The sequence below is a fragment of the Microbacterium sp. CSI-V genome (assembly GCF_001984105.1).
In the GTDB taxonomy this organism is placed as follows: Bacteria; Actinomycetota; Actinomycetes; order Actinomycetales; family Microbacteriaceae; genus Microbacterium.
Window position 1 is genome coordinate 571614 of sequence record NZ_MTQM01000009.1, and the last position, 21059, is coordinate 592672.

At 71.0% G+C, this 21059-nt stretch carries 18 protein-coding genes; 11 read left to right on the forward strand and 7 right to left on the reverse strand.

Going from position 1 to position 21059, the window contains the following annotated elements:
• Positions 1–40: 40 nt before the first annotated feature.
• Entirely contained in the window at positions 41–1495 is a 1455-nt protein-coding gene (locus CSIV_RS13515; protein ID WP_077051894.1) for a sugar porter family MFS transporter, read from the forward strand.
• Positions 1496–1552: 57 nt separating this feature from the next.
• Here the strand turns inward: CSIV_RS13515 and CSIV_RS13520 are convergent, their stop codons facing one another.
• The 3 genes from CSIV_RS13520 to rsmI are packed head-to-tail and all read right to left on the reverse strand — an operon-like array spanning position 1553 to position 4908.
• On the reverse strand, positions 1553–2470 hold the full coding sequence (locus CSIV_RS13520) for a TatD family hydrolase (protein WP_077051895.1): 918 nt from the start codon (positions 2468–2470) through the stop codon (positions 1553–1555).
• Entirely contained in the window at positions 2467–4041 is a 1575-nt protein-coding gene (gene metG / locus CSIV_RS13525) for a methionine--tRNA ligase (protein ID WP_077051896.1), read from the reverse strand. Before metG ends, CSIV_RS13520 begins: the two co-directional genes overlap by 4 nt.
• A 48-nt stretch (positions 4042–4089) precedes the next feature.
• A complete protein-coding gene (gene rsmI, locus CSIV_RS13530) occupies positions 4090–4908 on the reverse strand; it encodes a 16S rRNA (cytidine(1402)-2'-O)-methyltransferase (protein WP_077051897.1) in 819 nt (272 codons plus the stop codon).
• 23 nt (positions 4909–4931) lie between these two features.
• On the opposite strand from rsmI, the gene CSIV_RS13535 reads away from it, so the two are divergent.
• Both CSIV_RS13535 and CSIV_RS13540 read left to right on the forward strand, forming a co-directional pair.
• Positions 4932–6494, forward strand: a complete 1563-nt coding sequence (locus CSIV_RS13535; RefSeq protein WP_238592382.1) for a dolichyl-phosphate-mannose--protein mannosyltransferase — start codon at positions 4932–4934, stop codon at positions 6492–6494.
• 2 nt (positions 6495–6496) lie between these two features.
• Complete coding sequence (locus CSIV_RS13540; protein ID WP_083735135.1) at positions 6497–7258, forward strand: AAA family ATPase; 762 nt, start codon at positions 6497–6499, stop codon at positions 7256–7258.
• Positions 7259–7261: 3 nt separating this feature from the next.
• Here CSIV_RS13540 and CSIV_RS13545 read toward each other — a convergent pair whose 3' ends face one another.
• From CSIV_RS13545 to CSIV_RS13560, 4 genes are read right to left on the reverse strand one after another with little or no spacing between them, the layout of a single operon-like run.
• On the reverse strand, positions 7262–8353 hold the full coding sequence (locus tag CSIV_RS13545; protein ID WP_238592383.1) for a zinc-binding metallopeptidase family protein: 1092 nt from the start codon (positions 8351–8353) through the stop codon (positions 7262–7264).
• A gap of 47 nt (positions 8354–8400) precedes the next feature.
• Positions 8401–10218, reverse strand: coding sequence for a thioredoxin domain-containing protein (locus tag CSIV_RS13550; RefSeq protein ID WP_077051899.1), 1818 nt, complete (start codon positions 10216–10218; stop codon positions 8401–8403).
• A gap of 12 nt (positions 10219–10230) precedes the next feature.
• On the reverse strand, positions 10231–11067 hold the full coding sequence (locus CSIV_RS13555) for an aldo/keto reductase (protein ID WP_077051900.1): 837 nt from the start codon (positions 11065–11067) through the stop codon (positions 10231–10233).
• A gap of 50 nt (positions 11068–11117) precedes the next feature.
• Positions 11118–12512: an aminotransferase class I/II-fold pyridoxal phosphate-dependent enzyme gene (locus CSIV_RS13560; protein WP_077051901.1), complete on the reverse strand. Its 1395-nt coding sequence runs from the start codon at positions 12510–12512 to the stop codon at positions 11118–11120.
• Positions 12513–12616: 104 nt separating this feature from the next.
• On the opposite strand from CSIV_RS13560, the gene CSIV_RS13565 reads away from it, so the two are divergent.
• The 8 genes from CSIV_RS13565 to CSIV_RS13600 all read left to right on the forward strand — a co-directional run bounded on the left by CSIV_RS13565 (position 12617) and on the right by CSIV_RS13600 (position 21055).
• The gene (locus tag CSIV_RS13565) at positions 12617–13465 is read left to right on the forward strand and encodes a nitrilase-related carbon-nitrogen hydrolase (RefSeq protein ID WP_077051902.1); all 849 of its coding nucleotides are present in this window, start codon (positions 12617–12619) and stop codon (positions 13463–13465) included.
• 1 nt (position 13466) lies between these two features.
• Positions 13467–14903: a dihydropyrimidinase gene (hydA, locus tag CSIV_RS13570; protein ID WP_077051903.1), complete on the forward strand. Its 1437-nt coding sequence runs from the start codon at positions 13467–13469 to the stop codon at positions 14901–14903.
• Between the two features lie 11 nt (positions 14904–14914).
• Positions 14915–15943 (forward strand): TIGR03842 family LLM class F420-dependent oxidoreductase, encoded by a 1029-nt coding sequence (locus tag CSIV_RS13575; RefSeq protein WP_077051904.1) that lies wholly within the window; start codon positions 14915–14917, stop codon positions 15941–15943.
• Positions 15940–16917, forward strand: coding sequence for an ABC transporter permease (locus tag CSIV_RS13580; RefSeq protein ID WP_083735136.1), 978 nt, complete (start codon positions 15940–15942; stop codon positions 16915–16917). The genes CSIV_RS13575 and CSIV_RS13580 overlap by 4 nt, the downstream gene beginning before the upstream one ends.
• A complete protein-coding gene (locus tag CSIV_RS13585; protein ID WP_077051905.1) occupies positions 16914–17705 on the forward strand; it encodes an ABC transporter ATP-binding protein in 792 nt (263 codons plus the stop codon). The genes CSIV_RS13580 and CSIV_RS13585 overlap by 4 nt, the downstream gene beginning before the upstream one ends.
• Complete coding sequence (locus CSIV_RS13590) at positions 17702–18484, forward strand: ABC transporter permease (protein ID WP_077051906.1); 783 nt, start codon at positions 17702–17704, stop codon at positions 18482–18484. The genes CSIV_RS13585 and CSIV_RS13590 overlap by 4 nt, the downstream gene beginning before the upstream one ends.
• Before the next feature lie 80 nt (positions 18485–18564).
• On the forward strand, positions 18565–19737 hold the full coding sequence (locus CSIV_RS13595) for an ABC transporter substrate-binding protein (RefSeq protein WP_077051907.1): 1173 nt from the start codon (positions 18565–18567) through the stop codon (positions 19735–19737).
• A gap of 76 nt (positions 19738–19813) precedes the next feature.
• Complete coding sequence (locus CSIV_RS13600) at positions 19814–21055, forward strand: LCP family protein (RefSeq protein WP_077051908.1); 1242 nt, start codon at positions 19814–19816, stop codon at positions 21053–21055.
• Positions 21056–21059 lie beyond the last annotated feature (4 nt).

Sequence of the window (21059 nt, forward strand, 5' to 3'; positions counted from 1 at the left end):
AGTCACCGCCTCGGCGCCCGAGCGGCAGTAACGTGGGTGGGTGAGCCAGACGCAGTCGATCCCCGCCAATGCTTTCACCCTCCGCGGTCCGTACGGGCGACGAGCGGTCGGCCTTTCCCTCGCCGCCGCCGTCGGCGGCTTCCTCTTCGGCTTCGACTCCTCCGTCATCAACGGAGCGGTGGATGCCGTCCAGGGCAACTTCGAGCTCAGTCAGGTGCTGACCGGCTTCGTCGTCGCCGTCGCCCTGCTCGGCTGCGCGGTGGGTGCCGTCGTCGCCGGGGCGCTGTCCGACCGCTGGGGCCGCCTGAAGGTGATGCTGCTCGGCGCGGTGCTGTTCTTCGTCTCGTCGATCGGCGCGGCGCTCACGTTCAGCGTCCCCGACCTCATCCTGTGGCGCGTGATGAGCGGCCTCGGAATCGGTATCGCCTCGGTCGTCGCCCCCGCGTACATCGCGGAGGTGGCCCCGCGCCAGATCCGCGGATCCCTCGCCTCGCTGCAGCAGCTCGCGATCACGCTCGGCATCTTCGGCGCTCTGCTCTCCGACGCCCTCCTCGCCACCTCCGCGGGCGGCGCCGCGAACGAGCTGTGGCTGGGCATGGAGGCCTGGCGCTGGATGTTCCTGGTGGGCGTCGTGCCCGCCGCCGTCTACGGCATCCTGTCGTTCACCGTGCCCGAGTCCCCGCGGTACCTGCTCGCGAAGGGGCGCAAGGACGAGGCGCGCGCGATCTTCGCCCGCCTGGTCCCGCCGGCCGACCTCGACAAGACGATGAACGAGCTCACGAGCGCCATCGAGACCGACCGCAAGAACAAGAACGTCTCCCTGCGGGGCCCCGTGCTCGGACTCCAGGGCATCGTCTGGACCGGCATCCTGCTGTCGATGTTCCAGCAGTTCGTCGGAATCAACGTGATCTTCTACTACTCCACGACGCTGTGGAAGGCGGTCGGATTCGACGAGAGCAACTCGCTGCTGATCTCCGTCATCACGTCGGTGACCAACGTGGTCGTGACCTTCGTCGCGATCTTCCTCGTCGACCGCGTCGGCCGGAAGCCGATCCTGCTGACCGGTTCGGTCCTCATGACGGTGTCGCTGGCCGCCATGGCGTTGGCCTTCACGTTCGCCCAGGGCAGCGGCGACGACGTGTCGCTCCCCGCTCCGTGGGGCGGGATCGCCCTGGTCGCGGCGAACCTGTTCGTGATCGGCTTCGGCGCCTCGTGGGGTCCGCTGGTGTGGGTGCTGCTCGGCGAGATCTTCCCGAGTCGCATCCGCGGCAAGGCCCTCGGCGTCGCGGCCGGCGCGCAGTGGATCGCGAACTTCGCGATCACGGTGTCGTTCCCCGCGATGGCGAGCTGGTCGCTGCCGCTCACGTACGGCATGTACGCGCTGTTCGCCGCCCTGTCGCTCGTGTACGTCGCGCTGCGCATCCCGGAGACCAAAGGCATGGAGCTCGAGCAGACCGAGACCCTGTTCGTGCGGAAGGACAAGAGCAAGGCCTGACGACGAACGGAGGCCGGCGCCCCGAGGGGTGCCGGCCTTCGTCGTGTTCGACGCGGGTCAGAACTCCCCGTAGACCTCGAGCGTGTTCGCGGCCACTTGGGCGGCGAGCTCGTCAGCGTCGGCGCCGAGTTCGGATGCCAGGAAGCGGAGCGTGACCGGGATCAGATACGGCGCGTTCGGGCGACCGCGGTACGGCGCGGGCGTCAGGAACGGCGCGTCGGTCTCGACGAGGATCCGCTCGCGCGGGGTCACGGCGAGGGCGTCGCGCAGGTTCTGGGCGTTCTTGAACGTGACGTTGCCCGCGAACGACAGGTAGTACCCGCGGTCGGCGGCGACGCGGGCCATGTCGGCGTCGCCCGAGAAGCAGTGGAACACCGTCTTCTCGGGGGCGCCGACGCGCTCGAGCGTCTCGAGGACGGCGTCGTGCGCGTCGCGGTCGTGGATCTGCATCGCGATGCCGTGCTTCTTCGCGAGGGCGATGTGCGCCTCGAACGAGCTGACCTGAGCCGGGATGCCGTCGGCCTCGGTCCGGAAGAAGTCCAGACCCGTCTCGCCGATCGCCCGCACGCGCGGCTCGGCCGCGAGTTCGTCGATCACCGCGATCGCGGCATCCAGCTCGCCCGCGGCCGCGTACGCGGGAGCCTCGTTCGGATGGATCGCGACCGCGGCGAGGACGCGCGGATGGGTCGCCGCGGCCCACGCCGACCAGCGCGACGAGTCGACGTCGCCGCCGGCCTGGACGACCCCGTGCACGCCGACCGCCAGCGCCCGCTCGAGCTGCTCGTCGAGCGAGAGGCCGGTCTCGCCGTCCTCGATCTCGAGGTGCGTGTGGTTGTCGTACACCGGCACGCCCAGAGGTTCGGGCGCGGGCGGGTAGCTCACGTCGCGGCGGCCGTCGACCGAACGCTCGCGCACGTACTGGCTCGGGTCGCCGCCCTCGATCGTGCCGCGGGGACGCTCGACCGGCGTGCTCATGCCTGCTCGACGCGCGGGAACAGCGGCGACAGTCCGTTCACCGACGTGCCCGGCCGCAGCACGCCCCAGGCTCCGGCCTCGCGGAGGGGCTGGTCCGGCAGGCGTCCGATGCTCTCGGCGGCGCCCAGCGCGATCCAGAGCTTCTCGGTCGAGACCGGCATGACCGGCGACAGCAGCACCGCCAGGGCGCGCAGGCCCTCGGCCGCGGTGTACAGCACCGTGCCCAGGCGCTCGCGCTGCGCGTCGTCCTTCGCCAGCGCCCACGGCTCGTTCTCGGTGATGTACAGGTTCAGCGCGTCGACGATAGTCCAGATCGCGTCGATCGCCTCGTCGATGCGGAACCGTTCGATCGCCGCGTCCGCGGCGCTCACGGCATCCGCCACCGTCTTCTGGATCGCGAGGTCGGCGTCGGTGTACTCCCCCGCCGGCGGCACGATCCCCTCGAAGTAGCGCTCGATCATCGCGATCGACCGGGATGCCAGGTTGCCGAAGCCGTTGGCCAGTTCGGCCTGGTAGCGGGCCGACAGGTCTTCCCACGAGAACGACCCGTCCTGACCGAACGCGATCGCGGAGAGGAAGTAGAAGCGGTACGCGTCGGAGCCGAAGACATCGGTGATCTCGGTCGGCGCGATACCGGTGAGCTTGGACTTCGACATCTTCTCGCCGCCCACCAGCAGCCAGCCGTGCGCGAAGACGCCCCGGGGCACCTCGAGCCCCGCCGCCATCAGCATCGCGGGCCAGATCACGGCGTGGAAGCGCAGGATGTCTTTCCCCACGACGTGGTACGCGGGCCAGCGGCGCGCGAACTCCTCGGGGTCGCTGCCGTAGCCGACGGCCGTGGCGTAGTTCAGCAGCGCGTCGACCCAGACGTAGATGACGTGCGAGTCGTCCCACGGCACCTGGATGCCCCAGTCGAACGTCGAGCGCGAGATCGACAGGTCTTTCAGGCCGTTCTTCACGAACGAGACGACCTCGTTGCGCGCCGAGTCGGGCCGCACGAAGTCGGGCACCGAGCGGTAGAGCTCGAGCAGCGGCTCCTGGAACTCGCTGAGCTTGAAGAAGTAGTTCTTCTCCTGCAGCAGCTCGAGAGGCTTGGAGTGGATCGCGCAGACCTTCAGACCCTCGAACGGGCCCTCGCCGTCGACGATCTCGGCCTCGGTCTTGAACTCCTCGCAGCCGACGCAGTACAGCGCCTCGAACTCGCCCGCGTAGATGTAGCCGCGGTCGTAGAGCGCCTGCACGAACTTCTCGACGCGCTCCTCGTGGCGCGGCTGGCTCGTGCGGATGAAGTCGTCGTTGGCGACGTCGAGGGTCTTCAGCAGCGGGAACCACGACTCGCTGACGAGCTTGTCGACCCACTCCTGGGGCGTGTGGTTGTTCGCGGCGGCGGCACGCATCATCTTCTGACCGTGCTCGTCGGTGCCGGTGAGCATCCACGTGTCGTCACCGGACTGCCGGTGCCACCGCGCGAGCGCGTCCACCGCCACCGTCGTGTAGCCGTGCCCGATGTGGGGCACGTCGCTGGGGTAGTAGATCGGCGTGGTGATGTAGAACGAACGGCCGGAAGTCACCCCAGGATTCTACGGGGGACGGCCGACCCGTCCGGTCGTGTGTCGGCGTCAGCGCTTCACGGCGAGCGCCGCCTGGTACAGCTCGCGCGAGGAGTGCCCCGTGAGGGATGCCACTTCGCCGGCCGCCTCCTTGAGCCGCGCGCCGTCGCGCACCAGTTCGAGCACCTGGGTCACGGCATCCGGGAACGCCACGTCGCGCGCCGACGCGCCGCCCACGACGATCGCGATCTCTCCGCGCACGCCCTCGGCCGCCCAGGCGGCGAGTTCGGCGAGGGTGCCGCGACGCACCTCCTCGTGCAGCTTCGTCAGCTCTCGGCACACCGCGGCGGGACGGTCGGCCCCGAACTCCGCCGCGAGGTCGTCGAGAGTGGATGCCAGTCGCGACGGCGACTCGAAGAACACCAGGGTCCGCGTCTCGGCGGCGAGGTCGGCGAAGGCGCGACGCCGTTCGCCGGGCTTGCGGCGCGGGAAGCCCTCGAACGCGAAGCGGTCGGTGGGCAGCCCGGCGACGGCGAGGGCCGTGACGACGGCGCTCGGGCCCGGGATCGCGGTGACCGTGACGCCCGCGGCGGCCGCGGCCGCGACGAGCCCGTAGCCGGGATCGCTGACCGTGGGCATGCCGGCGTCGCTCAGCACGAGCAGGTCGTCCTCGCGGGCGAGCTCGACGAGCTCGGCGGCGCGCTCCTTCTCGTTGTGGTCGTGGAGCGCGAGCAGCCGCGGGCGGTTGGCGACGCCGAGACCGGCGAGCAGGCGCTGGGTGGTGCGGGTGTCCTCGGCCGCGACGACCGTGGCGTTCTCGAGCGCTTCCACCAGCCGCCGCGACGCGTCGCCCAGGTTGCCGATGGGGGTCGCCGCGAGGATGATCACCGCCCCACCTTATGCTGGGGGCCGTGACCGCCGTCCCCTCGCTGATCCCCTCGGACGAACGGACGCGCCTCGACCGCTGGCGCGACACCCTCCTGGCGGATCCCCGGCGCGGCCGGCTGTGGCGGTGGCTCGCCCCGACGCTGATCACCGTGTTCGCGTTCGTCCTGCGCGTGGTGAACGTCGGCGACCCGCACCAACTGATCTTCGACGAGACGTATTACGTCAAGGACTCGTGGAGCCAGTGGCTCCTCGGCTTCCCGTCGGAGTGGGCCGGGGGCGCCGACGAGCGCTTCGTCGCGGGTGACACCACCTTCTTCACGGGCGTGGGCAGCTACGTCGTGCACCCGCCGCTCGGACGCTTCTTCATCGGCGCGGGGATGGCGCTGTTCGGCTCCGACTCCTCGACCGCGTGGCGGATCGCCGCGGTCGCGTTCGGCACGGCCACGGTGCTCCTGGTGTACCTGTTCGCGAAGACGCTGACAGGGTCGCTCGTCTTCGCCTCGGTGGCATCCGGTCTGATGGCGATCGACGGCCTGGGAATCGTGCTCAGCCGTGTCGCGCTGCTGGACGTCTTCCTGACGTTCTTCATCGTGCTGGCGCTGTGGTTCGTTGCTCTGGACCGCCGGGCGGCTCTCGCCCGCTGGGCCGCGCGCGCACCGGGCGAGTCGACGTGGGGTCCGGTGTTCTGGAACCGGCCGTGGCTCCTCGCCGCCGGCATCGCTGCGGGAGCGGCCACGGCGGTGAAGTGGTCGGGGCTGTACGTCCTCGCCGGGATCGGGATCTACGTCGTGATCACCGACGCCCTTGCGCGCCGTCGGGCGGGCGTCGCGCAGTGGCCGGTGGACGCGGTGCGGCAGGGCCTGGTGTCGTTCGTCCTCATCGTCCCCGTCGCCGTGGTCGTGTACCTCGCGAGCTGGGCCGGCTGGCTCTTCACCGACGGCGGCTACAGCCGCCACGCGCTCGACGCGAGCCCCGCGACGGGGTTCTGGGCGTGGGTGCCGCTGCCGCTGCAGAACCTGTGGGCGTACCACCAGTCGATGTACGCGTTCCACGTGGGCCTGTCGACGCCGCACTCGTACGCGAGTCCTGCGTGGCAGTGGCCGTTGATGATCCGCCCCACCTCGATGTACTGGCACCAGGACGATTTCGGGGTGAACGGATGCCAGCTCCCCAGCGGCTGCACCGAGGCCATCTCGAGCATCGACAACCCGCTGCTGTGGTGGGCGGGCATCGCCGCGTCGGTCTACCTGCTGGTGCGATTCGTCCTGGTTCGCGACGGACGCTACGCCCTCGTGCTCACGGGGCTGGCCGCGACCTACGTGCCCTGGCTGCTGTACCCCGAGCGGACGATCTTCCAGTTCTACACGGTCGCGATGGTGCCGTTCCTCGTGCTCGCCCTCACCTTCGCGCTCCGTGACCTCGCGCGCGGGCCGGGGTCGATGACGCGCGCGAGCGGGCAGGCGTGGGTGGTGGTGTTCCTCGCCGTCTGCGTGCTGCTGTCGGCGTTCTGGTACCCGGTCTGGACGGGCCTGCCGGTGCCGTACGAGTTCTGGCGCCTGCACAACTGGCTGCCCACCTGGATCTGACCGTGGCCCGCGGCGACGAGTGGCTGCACGACCCGCGCCCCGTGCAGCGGGCGAAGCTCTTCGCCGACGCCGCCATCGATCGGGCCGCGTGGCCGGCGAACATCCCCGCCGTCGCGCAGTTCCTGGACGTGGCCGGACGGGACGGGTGGGAGTTCGGCCCGGGCGTCACCTTCCTCGTCGGGGAGAACGGATCGGGCAAATCCACGCTCATCGAGGGCCTCGCCGAGGCCTACGGGCTGCCCGCCGAGGGCGGGTCGTCGAACGGCGGAGGGCAGACCCGCCGCACCGAGAGCCCGCTCGGCGAGTGGCTCCGGCTGGAACGGAGTCCCCGGGCACCGCGGTTCGGCTTCTTCCTGCGCGCCGAGACGATGCACGGCTACTACTCGTGGCGCGACGACCTGCCCGACGCTCCGCCGAGCCTGCACCCGATGAGCCACGGCGAGTCGTTCAACGCCCTGCTCGATGAGGCGCTCGACCATCCCCGGTACGTCGCCGGGCTGGCGTGCCTCGACGAGCCCGAAGCGGCGCTGTCGTTCTCGTCCACCCTGCGGTGGCTGGCCTCCCTCGATCGCATGCGTTCGCGGGGCACGCAGGTGATCTGCGCGACGCACTCCCCCGTGCTCGCGGCGCTCCCCGGCGCGACGATCCTCGAGCTCGGCGAATGGGGCATCCGCGAGACGACGTGGGACGACCTGGAGGTCGTGCGCCTGCACCGCGGGTTCCTCGACTCACCGGGGCGGTATCTGCGACACCTGCTGGACTGAGCGTCAGTCGTCGACCTCGACGGCGGTGAGCGCGACGATCTCCTGCTCCTGCGGGGGCTGCGGGGAACGCGTGACAATGTCGTGGATGAAGGCGAGCTTGCGGACGACTCCGGGCACGATCTCGAACGGGTAGAGGTCGCCCATGCCCATCGACCGGTTCACGCGGTTGAAGGCGTGCGACATCCACCGCCAGTCGCCCACGAGCCGGTGCACGGGCTGGTCGGCGTAGTTCGCCAGCGGCTCGACATCGGAGTCGCGGTTGGCGTACGCGTCGCCGTCGAGGGTCATGCCGATGGCCGCCGCGGTCTGGAGGGTGCCGGTGATGTGCAGGTAGTGCGCGAACGTCTCGGCGAAGTCCTCCCACGGGTGCATCGTGGCGTACTCCGAGATGTGGGTCTCGGCCCACCCGTCCGGCGCGCCCTCGCGGTAGTGGCGGGAGATGGCATCCCGGTAGCTCGTCCGCTCGTCGCCGAAGAGGGCGCGGCACTGCGCCCAGGTCTGCTCGTCGGTGATGAGGACGTTCTGGTAGTAGTGGCCGATCTCGTGGCGCAGGTGGCCGAGCATCGTGCGGTAGGGCTCGCCGAGCTTGATCCTCAGCGCCTCGCGGCGATCGTCGAGGCTCTCAGCGAGATCGAGCGAGATGATCCCGTTGGCGTGACCGATCGTCACACGCCGTCCCTCCGACAGGCTCGAGAGCAGGTCGAAACCGAGTCCCCCGGGGCCGTCGTGCCAGGAGCGGATCGGCAGCCCCAGGTCGCCCAGCTGCAGCACGAGGCGGCGCTTGGCCTCCTCGGTCTTCGCGAGCTTCTCGAGGGCGACGGTGTCGCTGGACTCGGGGGTCGTGCGCGTCAGCCGGCACGAGAAGCAGCGGCCGCTCGGCGCGTCGTCGCGCACCAGCCAGTTGCACTGCCAGCCGCGGTTGGAACACGCGTACCAGGTCTCGTCACCGACGACGGCCTTGCCCTTGAGGAGTCCGACGAACTGGCGCAGCCGCGGGTGATACCCCAGCTCACCGCCGCACTCGGGGCACACGAGCTTGTCGAGCGAGAGGAAATGGCGGCAGTGCGGACACCGCGGCGTGGGAATGGCGGCCACGGGCTCACTGTAGTGGGAGCGGCGTCTGGAACCCCGCACGACGGCAGTCAGATGAGGGCGGCGGGGTCCGTCGTCGGCAGTGCGCACGTGAACGCCCGGCAGTCGTAGGCGGTCGCGGCACCCCCGCGGGAGACCTTCCCCTCGAACAGCTCGAAACCGGCGCGGGCGAAGTCCTGCGCCTGCGCGGGCGTGACGACCGCGACGACGTCGGCGGCGACCCGGCGCGCGGCATCGGCGAGAGCGGCATCCGTCTCGCCCACCACGACCACCTGCCGCGGGGGCGTCGCCAGGCCCAGTGCGACGTCGAGGATCGCGCCGTATGCGAGCGGTGCCGCGAGGGCGGCCGGCGCGGCCGCGCGGACGAGCGTCTCGGCCGCCTCTCGGTAGCGCTCCCCCGCACCCATGCGCCACAGGTCGAGGGTCGCGGCGGCGAACGCCGACGGCCCCGAGGGCGCCGCGCCGTCGCTCGGGACGCCCTGCGGCTGCATCCCCTGCACCGCGAGCACCGGGTCACCGCCCCCGGGCGGACGGATGCCGTCGTCGCCGAGGCACGCATCGACCAGGGCCCGCGCGCGCTCGGCGTACGCGACCTCGCCGGTGACGCGTCCGAGGGTCAGGAGGCCGCGGGCGAGGCCGCCGTAGTCCTCGAGCGTCGCCGGGGCGGACGAGCGGATCTCGTCGAGCGAGGCGCGGCGGAGCGTCCCGTCGTCGGCGACGTTGTTCTCGAGCACCGTGTCGGCCGCCCAGCGCGCGGCCTCGACGAACCGCGGATCGGTGCGAGACCCAGCCGCGGCGAGCGCCGCGATCGCGTGCCCGTTCCAGCCGGTGACGACCTTGGCATCCAGGGCGGGCGGCGCGAGGCCGGCCCGCTCGGCGGTGCGGTAGTACCCGCCCTCGGAGCGCTGCCCGTCGATGATCGACTCGGAGTCCTGCGCGGCGGCGATCCCGCCGGACGGGAGCTGCAGCACGTCGACGAGGAACCCCGCGGTCTCGGCGGCGGTCGCGTCGTCGCCCGCGGCGAGGGCGACCTCGATGAGACCGGCGTTGTCGGTGAGCATGCGCTCGTAGTGCGGGACGGTCCAGTCGCGGCGGGTGGCGTAACGGAAGAACCCGCCCTCGACGGGGTCGCGCAGTTCCGACGCCGTCATGGCCGACAGCGCGCGGGATGCCACGCCGGCGGCGTCCGGCACGAGGGCGGCGAGCGCGGGGTGCTGCACCAGCCGCAGGACCGGGGTGTTCGGGAACTTCGGGGACTCGAGCGAGGCGCCGGCCGCGAACCCGCCGAGTTCGCGGTCCTCGCGGGACACGACGTCGGCGACGGCGGCCGCGAGCGCGTCGGCGTCGGGGATCGCGTCGGCGGCGGCGGGGGCCGCGGATGCGAGCGCCTCGCGGAGGGAGGCGCCGGTGGCATCCACTTCTCCGCGCCTGTCGGTCCAGGCCTCGCGGACCGCGGCGAGCACCTGCCGGAAGGACGGGAGCTGCCCGCGGGGCTGCGGCGGGAAGTAGGTGCCGGCGTAGAACACGCGGCCCTCGGGGGTCGCGAACGCCGTGAGCGGCCAGCCGAGGTGGGGCGTGAACGCGGAAGCGGCGTCGAGGTAGGCCGCGTCGACGTCGGGATGCTCCTCGCGGTCGACCTTGACCGCCACGAATCCGTCGTTCACGAGGGCCGCGGTCTCGGCATCCTGGAACGACTCCCGCGCCATGACGTGGCACCAGTGGCAGGTGCTGTAGCCGATGGAGACGAGGACGGGGACGTCGCGCTCGGCCGCGACGGCGAACGCCTCGGGCCCCCACGGGAACCACGCGACGGGGTTGTCGGCGTGGGCCCGCAGGTAGGGGCTCGAGGCGTTCGCGAGGCGGTTCAGTTCACTGACCCGTCACTCGACGTCGTCGGGGTGCGAACCGACGCGGCCCGAGCCGTCGCCCGGGTCGATCTGGTCGATCGCGGCCATCTCGTCGGCGGTGAGCTCGAAGTCGAACAGGTCGAAGTTCTCTTCCAGGCGCTCGCGGCGCACCGACTTGGGGAACACGATGAGACCGTGCTGGATGTGCCAGCGCAGCACCGCCTGAGCGGGAGACTTGCCGTGGGCCTCGGCGGCGTCCTTCACCGCGGGGATCTCGAACAGGTCGTACTTGCCCTGTCCGAGCGGACCCCACGACTCGATGTGCATGTCGTGCTCGGCGCCCCACGCGCGGATCTCGCGCTGGCTGAGCGCCGGGTGCAGCTCGATCTGGTTGACGACGGGGGTCACGCCCGTCTCGGCGACGATGCGGTCGAGGTGCGGCACGAGGAAGTTCGAGACGCCGATCGAGCGCGTCTTGCCGGCCTCACGGATCTCGATCAGCTTCTGCCACGCGTTGAGGTAGTTGTCGGCCTTCGGGGTCGGCCAGTGCACGAGGTAGAGGTCGACGCTGTCGAGGCCGAGCTTCTCGAGGCTCTCGTCGATCGCGGCGTGCGGGTCGTCGCCGTCGTGGCGCGAGTTCCAGAGCTTCGTGGTCACGAAGAGCTCGTCGCGCGGGATGCCGCTGGACGCGATGGCGCGGCCGACGCCCTCTTCGTTCTTGTAGATCGCGGCGGTGTCGATGTGGCGGTAGCCGACCTCGAGCGCCTCGGATACGGCGCGCTCGGCGTCGTCGGCGGGCACGAGGAACACGCCGTAGCCGAGCTGGGGGATGGAGTTTCCGTCATTGAGCTGGACAGAGGGAACGGTCATGGCATCCAGCCTAGAAGTCCCCGCCGACATCGGCTCCGGGGTTGACGCCTCTAGGCGAGCGGCGCGGCCGTCGCTGCGCGCGCGAGCGCCTCGGCGACGAGGCGGACGTTCTCGACGACCGACCCGGCCGTCACCCGCACGCGGCCCGCGCCCGGTTCCGGGGGCTCCGGATCGATCACGAACGGCGATCCGGCGGCGATGCCGATGCCCTCCGCGGCGGCGTGCACGAGGGCGGCGCGTTCGTCGCGCACCGGCATCCAGAGGTTGATGCCGTCGGGGTCGCCGACGTCGATCCCTGACCGGCGGAGCGACGCGGCGAGGCGGTCGAGACGATCGCGGTAGATCAGCCGCGCGGTGCGCACCGGGGCGGTGGACCGCGGGTCGGTGAGGAGCTCGTACAGCACCGACTGCAGCAGGCGCGAGGTCCAGCCCGGGCCGAGCATGCGACGGCGGACGATCCGGTCGACGATCGCCGAGGGGCCGCCGAGCGCGGCGATGCGCAGGTCGGGACCGTGCGACTTCGAGAACCCGCGCACGTGCACGACCTGCGCGGGGAGCCACAGCGCGAGCGTCACCGGCGGCGCGCTGGCGATGAGCGCCGAATGGTCGTCCTCGATCACGGTGACCCGGGTGCCGCCCGGCACGCTCAGCAGCACGTTCGCGAGCCGCCGCGCACGCTCGACAGACATCGACACCCCCGTGGGGTTCTGGGCGCGCGGCTGCAGCAGCACCGCCGAGGGCCCGAGCGCGAGGGCGCGCGCGAGGGAGGCCGGCACGACGCCGTCCGCGTCGGTCTCGAGCGTCACGGGAACGGCACCCGCGGCCTCGATGAGGTCGAAGAAGTACGGGAACCCCGGCGACTCCACCGCGACGCGATCGCCGAAGCGCACGACCTGGTCGAGTGTGCGGGAGATACCGTCGAGCGCTCCGTCCACCACCGTGAGGGCCTCCACCCCGCGCACGGGCCACTGGTCGCGCAGCACGTCGTAGAGGTCGGGAAGGACGGGGAGGTCGTGGTACCGGCCGGTGTCGGCGCGCGGCCGTGCGAGGGTCAGCGCCCGCTCGATGGAGGGAAGCATCGCGGGGTCGGGCGTGCCCAGCGACAGATCGAGGCGGAGCGCCCGCACGTCCCGTCCGGTGCCGAGACCGCGCGGTGCGCCGGGGATCCGGTCGGCCGACATGCCCTGCACGCGCGGACTCAACCACTCCCGCTTCTCGGCGCGGACGAAGGTGCCGGCGCGACCCCGTGACAGGACGACCCCGGCGTCGGCGAGCGCGCGCCACGCGGTGGCGACCGTGCCGGTGGAGACCTCGAGCGCCGCGGCGACCTGGCGGACCGTCGGTAGCCGTTCGCCCGGCGGGAGCGTACCGTCACTGACCAAACGCGCGATCTCAGCGGCGAGTCCCGCAGCGGTGCGTTCGACGAGGGCGTCGGGCGCCAGCATCCGGACCTCCAATTTACGGGGGCGTCACTCGTGGAAATCGTCGAGAAATGTTCAGGCGCGACAGTAACAGAACCGGCGCAGAGCCGGAGGAACGAGGGATCCCGATGACGACGGTGCGCGCAGCGATCACGCAGACCACCTGGACCGGCGACAAGGAGTCGATGCTCGACAAGCACGAGCAGTTCGCCCGGGATGCCGCGGCGCAGGGCGCCGAGGTCCTGTGCTTCCAGGAGCTCTTCTACGGCCCCTACTTCGGCATCACGCAGGACCAGAAGTACTACCGCTACGCCGAGCCGGTCGACGGCCCGATCGTGCAGCGGTTCGCCGCGCTGGCGAAGGAGCTCGGGATCGTGACCGTCCTCCCCATCTACGAGGAGGCGCAGACCGGCGTCTACTACAACACCTCGGTGCTCGTCGACGCCGACGGGACCGTCCTCGGCAGCTACCGCAAGAACCACATCCCGCACCTCGACAAGTTCTGGGAGAAGTTCTACTTCCGCCCCGGCAACCTCGGATACCCCGTGTTCGACACCGCCGTCGGCAAGGTCGGGATGTACATCTGCTACGACCGGCACTTCCCCGAGGGCTGGCGCGAACTCGGACTCAACGGTGCGCACATGGTCTTCAACCCCAACGCCACCAAGCCCGGGCTGTCGAATCGGCTGTGGGAGGTCGAGGGACCTTGCGCCGCCGTCGCGAACGGCTACTTCGTCCTGCAGCCCAACCGCGTGGGCCGCGAGGACAACGAGTACGGCGAGGATGCCGTCACCTTCTACGGCACGAGCCAGGTCATCGACCCGCGGGGCAACCACGTCGGCGCCGTGGGCTCCTCCGAGCACGAGGAGATCCTGATCCGCGACCTCGACATGGACCTCGTGCAGCAGATGCGCGACGACTGGCAGTTCTACCGCGACCGCCGGCCCGACACGTACGGCGAGATCGTGGAGGCGTGAGATGACCACGACTCTCCTCACCGGCGGCACGGTCGTCTCGGCGACCGGACGCTCCGCCGCCGACGTCCTCATCGACGGCGAGACGATCGTCGCCGTGCTCGCGCCCGGGTCCACCCTGCTCGGCAACGACCTCGCGGCATCCGTCGACACCGTCATCGACGCGACCGGGAAGTACGTCATCCCCGGCGGGATCGACGCGCACACGCACATGCAGCTCCCCTTCGGCGGGACGAGCGCCTCCGACACGTTCGAGACCGGCACCCGCGCGGCCGCGTGGGGCGGTACGACGACCATCGTCGACTTCGCCGTGCAGCGCGCCGGCGAGCGCATCCAGGACGGCCTCGCGCACTGGCACGAGCTCGCGGCGGGCAACTGCGCGATCGACTACGGCTTCCACCAGATCGTCGGAGGGGTGGATGCCGACTCCCTCGCGGCCCTGCCCGGCCTCATCGACGAGGGCATCTCGAGCTTCAAGATGTTCATGGCGTACCCGGGCGTGTTCTACGCCGACGACGCGCAGATCCTCCGCGCGATGCAGGTGGCCGCGGACACGGGGCTGCTGACGATGATGCACGCCGAGAACGGGCCCGTCATCGACGTTCTCGCCGAGCAGCTCGTCGCCCGGGGCAAGACCGACCCCTACTTCCACGGCGTCGCCCGCGCGTGGCAGATGGAGGAGGAGGCGACGCACCGCGCGATCATGCTGTCGAACCTCACCGGAGCTCCGCTCTACGTCGTGCACGTGAGCGCGAAACAGGCCGTGGAGCAGCTCGCCTGGGCCCGCGACAACGGACAGAACGTGTTCGGCGAGACGTGCCCGCAGTACCTCTACCTTTCGCTGGAGGACCAGCTGGGGGCCTCGAGCGAGGAGTGGGGCGCGTTCGAGGGCGCGAAGTGGGTGTGCTCGACGCCGCTGCGCTCGAAGCACGAGGGCCACCAGCACCACATGTGGCAGGCGCTGCGCACGAACGACATCCAGATGGTCTCCACCGACCACTGCCCGTTCTGCATGAAGGACCAGAAGACGCTCGGTCAGGGCGACTTCCGCGCGATCCCCAACGGGATCGGTTCGGTCGAGCACCGCATGGACCTGATGTACCAGGGCGTCGTGACCGGACAGATCACGCTCGAGCGCTGGGTGGAACTCACCAGCACGACCCCCGCGCGCATGTTCGGCATGTACGGCAAGAAGGGTGTCATCGCCCCCGGCGCCGACGCCGACATCGTGGTGTACGACCCCGCCGGGCACACGTCCATCGGCGTGGGCAAGACCCACCACATGAACATGGACCACTCCGCGTGGGAGGGCTACGAGATCGACGGACACGTCGACACCGTCATCTCCCGCGGAAAGGTCGTCGTCGACGACGGAGCGTACCTGGGCGCCAAGGGCGACGGACGCTTCGTCAAGCGCGGCCTGAGCCAGTACCTGGTCTGAGAGGAGAACCCATGGATTTCGGCGTCGTCCTGCAGACCAACCCTCCCGCCGCCCGCACGGTGCAGCTGTCCCAGCTCGCCGAGGCGCACGGCTTCAGCCACGTGTGGACCTTCGACTCGCACCTGCTGTGGCAGGAGCCGTACGTCGTGCACTCGGCGATCCTCGCGGCCACCCGCCGGGTCACCGTGGGCCCGTTCGTGACGAACCCGGCGACCCGCGACTGGACGGTCACGGCATCCACGTTCGCGACCCTCAACGAGATGTACGGCAACCGCACGATCTGCGGGATCGGCCGCGGCGATTCCGCGGTGCGCGTCACCAACGGACGCCCCACCACGCTGAAGGCGTTGCGGGAATCCATCCACGTCATCCGCGAGCTCGGCAACTCCCGCGCCGTGGAGTACAACGGCGCGACGCTGCAGTTCCCGTGGAGCCGCGGGTCGAAGCTCGACGTGTGGGTCGCCGCCTACGGTCCGCTCGCGCTGAAGCTCACGGGTGAGGTCGGCGACGGCTTCATCCTGCAGCTCGCCGACCTCGACATCGCCGAGTGGATGATCACAACCGTCCGTCAGGCCGCGGAGAACGTCGGCCGCGACCCCGACCAGATCGCGTTCTGCGTCGCCGCCCCCATGTACATCGGCGACGACACCCCGGAGAGCCGGGCCCACATGATCGAGCAGTGCCGCTGGTTCGGCGGCATGGTCGGCAACCACGTCGCCGACATCGTCGCGAAGTACGGCGACGGCTCCGACGTCCCGGCGGCGCTCACCGACTACATCGCGGGCCGCACCGGCTACGACTACAACTCGCACGGCAAGAGCAACAACGACCACGTCGACTTCGTCCCCGACGAGATCGTCGAGCGGTTCTGCGTGCTCGGCACCGCCGAGGAGCACATCGCCAAGCTCGAGAAGCTGCGGGCGTTGGGCGTGACGCAGTTCGCCGGTTACCTCCAGCACGACAACAAGGAGGAGACGATGCGGGTCTACGGCGAGACCGTGATCCCCGCCCTCACTCCCCCGGTGACGGCGAAGCGGTGACGGATCAGGCGGTCGTTCCGGGGTCGGTGACCTCGATCGTCGAGGGCGCCGGCGACGGGATGCCACGCCCCCGGGGTCGTCGCGGAAGCCGCCTGGGTCCGGTGGGCTGGGGTGTCGCGGGGGTCGCGGCCGTCATCGCGATCTGGGAGCTGTACAAGCTCCTCGGCCCCGCGGACGGCGTGACCGTCGGCGGGGACGGATCGGCGGGGTCGGGGGTCATCCTCCTCCCCCGCACGCACGACCGCGCCATGCCGCACGTGTGGGACATGGTCGCGCGCATGTTCGCGCCGACGAGCGGCGGCGACACCCCGCCGCTGATCGTCTCGGTGCTCGGGGCGGCCGGGACGACGCTGGGCCTCGCGGCGCTGGGATGGCTCATCGGCGTGGTGGTCGGCGGCATCCTGGGGATCGCGATGCAGCGCTGGCGTCTCGTCGAGTGGGGCCTACTGCCCTGGATCGTCGTGAGCCAGATCGTGCCGCTCATCGCCTTCGCCCCCGTCGTCAACGCGCTCGGCAACCAGATCGACCGGGCGGGGGTCTTCCCCTGGCCGCAATGGTTCTCGGTCGCGCTGATCGCGTCGTACCTGGCGTTCTTCCCCGTCGCCGTCGGCATGCTGCGGGGCCTCGAGGCCCCCGACGCGCTGCACCTCGACCTGTTCCACGCGGGAGCCGCCGGCTGGTGGGCGACGCTGATCCACCTGCGGCTCCCCGCCGCCGTGCCGCACCTGCTGCCCGCCCTCCGGCTCGCCGCCGCGTCCGCCGTCGTCGGCGCCGTGGTCGCCGAGGTGTCGATCGGGCTGCGCGGCGGCATCGGGCGCATGCTCATCCAGCTCGCAGGGCAGGCCTCGTCCGACCCCGCCGCCCCGTGGGCGCCGACGTTCGGCACCGTCGCCATCGGGCTCGTCGCCGCCGCGGGCGTCGCGCTCGTCGGTGCGACCCTGCACCGTTTCCGTCGCGGAGAGGAGATCCGATGACCGCACCCGCCGTCCACGCCACGGGCGTAGGCAAGGTGTTCCCCTCGACCGGAGGCGAGGTGACCGCCCTCACCGGGGTCGACCTCGACGTCGCCGCGGGAGAGTTCGTCTCGCTCATCGGCCCCTCGGGGTGCGGGAAGTCGACCCTGCTGCGCCTCATCGCCGACCTCGACACGCCCAGCGCGGGCGACCTCGCCATCTTCGGCAAGCCCGCCCGCCAGGCGCGCATCGACCAGGACTACGGCATCGCGTTCCAGCAGGCCGGACTCCTCCCCTGGCGCACGGTCGCCGCGAACATCGCGCTGCCGCTCGAACTGCACCGCTGGAGCCGTGCCCGCCGCGACGCCCGCGTCACCGAGCTCGCCGACCTCGTCGGGCTGTCGGAGTTCGTCGGCCGCTACCCCGACCAGCTGTCCGGCGGCATGCAGCAGCGCGTCGCGATCGCCCGGTCGCTCGCCGCCTCCCCGCAGCTGCTCCTCATGGACGAGCCCTTCGGCGCGCTCGACGAGATGACCCGCGAGCGACTCCAGACCGAGCTCGCCCGCATCGCCGCCGAGACCGGCGCCGCGGTGGTGTTCGTCACCCACTCGATCCCCGAGGCGGTGTTCCTCTCCGACCGGGTGGTCGTCATGAGCCCGCGCCCCGGACGCATCACCGATGTGATCGACACCCGCCCCGGGCGGGCCCGCGACGAGGCGCTGCGCGAATCGCCCGAGTACTTCACGCGCGTGACCGCGGTGCGCGAAGCGCTCCACGGCACCCCCCTGCAGCGGGCGAACGAGCGATGACCGCCACCCGCCTCCCGTCCTGGCTGCGGTTCGCCGCGCCCGTCGCCGTCGGGCTCCTCGGGCTCGGCGTGTGGTTCGCGTACGTCGCCTCGGGCAGCGCACCGCGCATGCTCCCCGACCCCGCCGCGATCCTCGGCGAGTTCGTCGGCAGGCTCCCCCTCATCGTCGACGCCGCAGCGATCACCGGCACCAACGCCCTGATCGGTCTCGTCGCCGGCAGCGTCGTGGCCGTGGCACTGGCGGCCCTCGCCGCGACCTGGCGCCCCGTCGACGGCATGACCGCGCCGCTCGTCGCCATGCTCGCAGTGGTGCCGATCGTGGCGATCACCCCGATCCTCAACACGATGTTCGGCGCCTCCAGCCAGTTCGGCCGGCAGGCGGTCGCGGCGATCGCCGCGTTCGTCCCCGTCTTCGTCAACACGCTGCGAGGGCTCCGGCAGACCCGGCCCGTGCAGCGCGACCTGTTCCGGGCGACGGCCGCGAGCGGCGGCCAGACGTTCCGTTTCCTCACCCTCCCAACCGCCCTGCCGTACCTGCTCACCGGCATCCGCGTCGCCGCGTCCCTCGCGGTGATCTCCGCCCTCGTCGCCGAGTACTTCGGCGGCCCCTCCGACGGCATCGGCACCGCGATCGCCACGTACGCCAAGTCGGGGCGCGCCGCCCTCGCCTGGGCGTTCGTGGGCGGCGGCATCCTGATCGGTCTCGTCTTCTTCCTCGTCACCTCGCTGCTCGAACGCGTCGTCGCACGGCGCCTCGGGGCGGGGCGTCCGCCGGCCTGACCGGCATCCCTCCTGTCCGCCCTCGACAGAACAGGTCCACCCGCACCACACCTGCACCACCCGCACCCGAAAGGACTCCCATGACACACAGCACACGTCGCGCCCTCGGCGCGGCCGCGGGGATCGCCGTGGCATCCCTCGCCCTCTCCGCCTGCGCCGGCGGTTCCGCACCCGCCGCCTCGGGCGACGCCGACTTCACCCCGCTGACCTCGGTCAAGCTGCAGTTGCAGTGGCTGCCGCAGGCGCAGTTCGCCGGGTACTACGTCGCCCTCGACAAGGGCTACTTCCAGGAGGAGGGCTTCGACGAGGTCGACGTCGTCCCGTCCGGCGGCGACATCGTGCCGCAGGACGCCCTGGTCGCCGGTGACGTCGACTTCGCCGTCGCGTGGGTGCCGAAGGTCCTCGGCACCATGGAGAACCAGGGCGTCGAACTCACCGACATCGCCCAGGTGTTCCAGAAGTCCGGCACCACGCAGGTCTCGTGGAAGGACTCCGGCATCACCTCGGTCGACGACTTCGAGGGCAAGCGCATCGGCTCGTGGGGCTTCGGCAACGAGTGGGAGATCTTCGCCGCGATGGCCGACAAGGGCCTGGATGCCTCGACGGTCAAGATCACCACGCAGGACTTCTCGATGAACGCGCTCCTGGACAAGGACGTGGATGCCGCCCAGGCGATGACCTACAACGAGCTCGCGCAGCTGCTCGAGACGGTCAACCCCGCCACCGGCAAGCTCTACACGATGGACGACATCAACGTCATCTCGTACGAGGACACCGCCGGCGCGATGCTGCAGGACGCGATCTGGGCCGACACGAAGCGCCTCGCCGACGACCCCGCGTACGCCGACGCCGCGACGCGATTCCTCAAGGCCGTCATCAAGGGCTGGGTGTTCGCACGCGACAACCCCACCGAAGCCGCCGACATCACCTACACGGCCGCGACCGCTCCCGGCGTCAGCGCCTTCCCCGTCGGCCCGACGCACCAGCTGTGGCAGATGAACGAGGTCAACAAGCTCATCTGGACCGGCGGCGACTTCGGTCTCGTCGACTCCGCGGCGTGGGACAAGACCGTCACGGGCGCCCTGGCGGCGAAGAACCAGGACGGGCTCAACCTCATCACCACCGAGCCCGCGGCCTCGGCGTACTCGAACGACTACATCGAGGCGGCGCTGAAAGCCCTGAAGGACGAGGGCGTCACCGTGGACGGCGAGTACACGCCGATCGACGTCACCCTCACCGAGGGCGGCCAGTAATCCCCCGCGGGGCGGTCGGACGCCCGGCCGCCCCGCGTCCCACCGATTTCCCGGAACGGCATGGTTGACTACCCGGATGACGCAGCCTCCCGCGCAACACGCGCGCCGTAAGCCCGAGTCGGGCTGGCGCCGCGGAGCCAAGGTCCTCGCGATCGCGCTGACCGTCGCGGTCGTGGCAGCTGTCGCCGTCGGCGGTTTCTACGCCTGGTCGCTGACGCAGCGTCTGGCGGAGGCGGCCGTTCCGCTGAAGGACGCCCCGGCGCAGCCGCCCGCGCTGAGCGCGTACGACGAGGCGTTCTCGGTCCTCGTCGTCGGCACCGACGAGTGCGACGACCAGGTGAAGGCGGCCTTCGGCGCACGCTGCACCGACCCCGAGAACGACGGTGCGCGCAACGACGTGAACATGCTCGTCCACGTCTCGGTCAACCCGCGGCGCGTCACGGTGGTGTCGTTCCCGCGCGACCTGCAGATCCCCATCCCCGAGTGCGTCGGCGCCGACGGCACCACCTTCGGCGGTGCGTACAAGGCCCCCATCAACAGCGCGTACGAGGACGGCGGACTCACCTGCGTCGCCGACACCGTCTCGGAACTGAGCGGCCAGAGCATCCCGTTCGCCGCGAAGGTCAGCTTCGGCAATGTCGTGAACATCACCGACGCGATCGGGGGCGTCGAGGTCTGCATCGGCGGCGAGGGCATCAACGACCCGGATGCCGGCATCAACTGGGAGCCCGGAGCCCGCGTGGTCACCGGCTACGACGCCCTCGCGTTCCTGCGCACCCGCAAGGGGATCGGGGACGGCAGCGACCTCGCCCGCATCGGGAACCAGCAGCAGTACCTCTCTCGCCTGGTCAACAAGCTCCGCAGCGACGAGGTGCTGTCCAACCCCGGCACTCTCATCGGCCTCGCCAACACGGCCGTGAACAACATCACGCCCAGCGAGAGCCTCGCCGACCCGATCCGGATCGCGCAACTGGCCTACACGCTGAAGGACGTCCCGTTCGACGACATCACGTTCGTCCAGTACCCGGTGGTCGACGACCCCGACGACGCGAACCGCGTCGTGCCCGACGAGGCCTCCGCCGCCATCCTGTGGGACGCGCTCGAACGCAACGCCCCGCTCGCGCTCACGGGCGAGGCCGGCGCGAACGGCGGCGTGATCGCCGACCCGTCCGCGCCGACGCCGTCCGCCGCTCCCGTCGAGACGACCCCGACCCCGGATGCCTCGGGAGCCAGCGCCGCGCCCGACGTCGTCGAACTGCCGAGCAACGTCAGCGGTTCCAAGGCCACCCAGGCGATGTGCTCCGCCGGAAACGGCTGAGCGC